The sequence below is a fragment of the Nitrososphaera sp. AFS genome (genome assembly GCF_009898475.1).
Taxonomy (GTDB): domain Archaea; phylum Thermoproteota; class Nitrososphaeria; order Nitrososphaerales; family Nitrososphaeraceae; genus Nitrosopolaris.
Window position 1 is genome coordinate 17,200 of the sequence record NZ_QURE01000103.1, and the last position, 3,572, is coordinate 20,771.

General features: G+C 37.1%; 3 protein-coding genes and 1 pseudogene. All 4 read left to right on the forward strand.

The genetic code is table 11. From position 1 onward, the window contains the following. Positions 1-235, forward strand: a pseudogene (locus DYY65_RS12270) (radical SAM protein); the annotation flags it as partial. A gap of 305 nt (positions 236-540) precedes the next feature. After that, complete coding sequence (locus tag DYY65_RS09775) at positions 541-873, forward strand: hypothetical protein (RefSeq protein ID WP_162477775.1); 333 nt, start codon at positions 541-543, stop codon at positions 871-873. A gap of 794 nt (positions 874-1,667) precedes the next feature. Next, positions 1,668-1,898 (forward strand): hypothetical protein, encoded by a 231-nt coding sequence (locus tag DYY65_RS09780; protein ID WP_162477776.1) that lies wholly within the window; start codon positions 1,668-1,670, stop codon positions 1,896-1,898. A gap of 228 nt (positions 1,899-2,126) precedes the next feature. Further along, on the forward strand, positions 2,127-2,303 hold the full coding sequence (locus DYY65_RS09785) for a hypothetical protein (protein WP_162477777.1): 177 nt from the start codon (positions 2,127-2,129) through the stop codon (positions 2,301-2,303). Positions 2,304-3,572 lie beyond the last annotated feature (1,269 nt).

Sequence of the window (3,572 nt, forward strand, 5' to 3'; positions counted from 1 at the left end):
CAAATTCGGTGAGCCATTTACCGCGTTAGAAGACATTGAAATTCTAGAGGAACTGGAAAGACTCGTTACAGATTTCTACCCTCTAAGACCGGTTATCTTCCGGGCAAACCATGCATCAAATGTATATTCGATCGGTGGCACCATTCCTCAGGATAAAGAGAAAATTCTCTCTTTGATCAAGGATTTAAAACTCCGCCCAGAAATGTTAAAGCCGAAGATTTTGCGAAGATTCTAACAATTCTATAATTCCGCATTTTTTATTCTAACAGGCCTTACATCAGCAAGTAATGGATATTTGTATTCTGGAATAGAAAACAATTCGGTTGCAATGTCCAATTAGCACCTAACTACACATATTAAATTGAAATCAAAGATAGTGTGCATGTCAGCATAGTTATTATTTTCCAATTCGGTACCTTTTGCAAAGTATAAAACCAAACATTGCAAATCACCAAAATTATTATCAAATCTTTGCCCACTTGTTTCAACCTAGGTGAATTTCGCATATCCAACTATTTCGAGGAAAATCGCCAGATTATAATGCCAAGTAAAAGTACGGCAATGCCGATGCCAATGAGCGCTGAACCATTAACTGTCCAGCTCGGGTTAGCATACATAAATGAAGATGATGGACCTATAACGGATTTGCTTTGTGCAGTAAAAATTATCCCCAGAATGATGGATATCAGACCTGTTACAGTAATAACCTTGCCTATGCTTTTGTTCATTAGCGTTAGGATATCCTTTATAGGCGAAAAGAAAAACTTTTTGCAGGCCAGCAAGCTGGTTATTAGGGATTTAAAAACAACGCCTGATCGGATTCTAAAAAAGATACCAAAGATATATCAGAAAAATTTGACCGCCTTAAGTTAGCATTTTCAAAGAGGGATGTAGTAAAAGATTAGCAATTTCTAAGCGATCTGGTGGCGTGTTAGGCTGCGCTACACATCTTACAAGAGAAATTTAGTCAGACCCAAGATTGGATGCATTATAATGCTTCTCAAGCATCTATTTTTGCTAGAGTAATTATACAATCTGATGCCCATTGTCTGCACATTCACAGGGAGATCCAGTACATTGGCTATGTGACCCTTCTCGACAAGGACCACAGATCGTTTTTGTGTGTCTAGATGTTCCTCCCTCGTCGTATATTTCGCTCATATACTGTTTACATCGGTCCTGTCGTTTAATAATGTAACTAAGTAATTGAAATTTGAACAGAATATTGCTATTATACAAGTATCACAGACTATATTATTTTAAAGACGGTTTACAATGAGTTACGACATCTCAGCTATGGACTGACTACTAAATTATTGTTTCTGCTACTCGACTTTTAATATTGTGGTTTATTGTTCTCTCAAAAGATTCAGTACGATAGATTTTCCTTGGAGCTCACGAAGTAAATGAATTTCGGTTTCAAAAACAAACAATTGCTTCGTTCTACTGAAGAGCTATGAATTAAGAGAGGCGAGCCTTCAACTTCATTGATCTGACCATAAATCATTTACCACTTACCACTTAAACTACACTTAAATTCATTAACATAAACATTCTGAAGAATATATCCAATATTGAATATATCCTCTTATTCTTCTATATTTCTAAAGAGTGTTCTGTAGAATTTGTAAAATACTATTTCATTTCATTAGCATGTACAATGTACAATGAACCACAGTAGAATGATAGCAATCACAGTGATAGTAGCAGCGGCTGCATTAGCAACAGTAGCATTTGCTATACCACAACAGGTCTTGGCAGGAGGTTACGGCCATCATCATCACCACCACAATAACCACAACGGAATAAAGGTTGATCAGCAAACCAATCAGCTTAACGCTTGTACCGATTCAATCTGTGCTAATGACGCGAATAACACAGCAGAGATCCACCGCTAATACTGAACAAGAACCAAGCAGTTCTTCCTAATTTTTTGCATTCCATCATACTCTCCTATAGGTGCCGCAATTACTTCACGTTACCGAGTTCGTAACCTCTGATATCTCGTTCCAAAAGCTTAGATGGACAGCCTTAACTAGAAGAGTGTTCCGATTAAAACTGCCAAGAGTTGCTGAATAAAACATAACAATAACAAAATAAGATTGAAAGAGGATTAGTGGTTACCGATGCTCACATCTGCGTTATTGTTGGCCGAGTTTGTTTGTGTATTACCGTTCGCATTAGCACCGCATAGCAGCAAATGGGTTATGGGATCAATTAGCCACGCGGCCGGTATGCCGTTAATCGATGGAGGCGATGGGTTGTTTGTTGCACTGTTTGTGTTTGATTGGGGAATAAGTTGAGTTATATTGCCGCCATTATATACGGACCGTTACACCTGGAATGACCATAGCTGATATCGCTATGGCTATTTCTGCTATAATCCGTATGTTTATTCAGTATATTTAACTTAAGACGCTTGCAGATCTTATTTCGTGAATAGATCGCTAAGTATTTTTGTTTTCTCATTGGAATTCATATGCAGCGTTATAAATTGGATCATGGAAGCGATGCACTAATCAAAATTAGACTTTTCTGGCGCCGCTGATGGAGAACTTTCTAATGTTCATGAACTTCTAAATATGGCGCGTATAGAAAAGTGCCAACGGAATAGGTGCAATCATTTTGATTCACACCTATTCAATTTCAGAACGAACAAAATTTTGGATCGGTTCGATTGCCCAGCTGCCTGTAAAGTCGTCTGTTGAGATATTAACTAGGTTCAAGCAGGTAAAACATCAGATATATGAATTTCCAAATGTCACTTTTACTTTTTGTTAAGTTAATACATCTTTTTCAGTGATATTTAATAAAACGATCTGTTACCATGAATAATGCCCTCGTCGATGAAAAATCTGTATCACAACATCATGGGGAAGAAATTTCAATTTGAAGAGCAGCATGATTCCTACGATAAAAGGAATTTCGTATTATGTAGATCATGCTTCTGGTGTGCGTCAATCTTTGGTACAGGGAATAGATACCTCAAATCATGTCCCTCTTGTATGAATTTTGAATTAGAATCAATGCCGATATCTTTAGATGAAATCTACACATTTGATCACGATCCACGCCAGGGAGTTTCGTCAGGATTTTGGAATAAGCGATAAATTATCTCCGGTACGATAAACAGAGTTGAAGCAATTATTCCACATGAGTATACAGCAAATTATCCCGGCAAACTGGCGTCGTAAAAATTACGCTAACGTAAAGTCAACAATATAACAAGTGAGGCTAATAGACCATCTGTTTTGCAATAGTTAGAACGAAAAATGCTTGAACATCAGAGGGAGAAACATAATCTACATTTGCCTGATTGAAATAGTTTTGCACAGTAACTGTCTTTACATTCATAGATAATTCCACACTGCCATGGTGATAACATGGGACTAGAACCTGCATGTTGAAAATATATATCTGGGTCATGTATATAACACTTGTATGTTATATTTTAGCGTGAATATTAGTCTCTGGAAACGGCAAAAGTGAATTGTGGTCCCGATGAATCTATACTGTTACTTGAATGGGCGATTACTACTATTCATTTTTGAACAAATGTCACATAGTTAGCT

Coding starts and splice junctions, on each gene's coding strand:
- DYY65_RS09785 (WP_162477777.1), top strand. CDS start 2,127: ATGCTCACATCTGCGTTATTGTTGGCCGAGTTTGTTTGTGTATTACCG.
- DYY65_RS09780 (WP_162477776.1), top strand. CDS start 1,668: ATGAACCACAGTAGAATGATAGCAATCACAGTGATAGTAGCAGCGGCT.
- DYY65_RS09775 (WP_162477775.1), top strand. CDS start 541: ATGCCAAGTAAAAGTACGGCAATGCCGATGCCAATGAGCGCTGAACCA.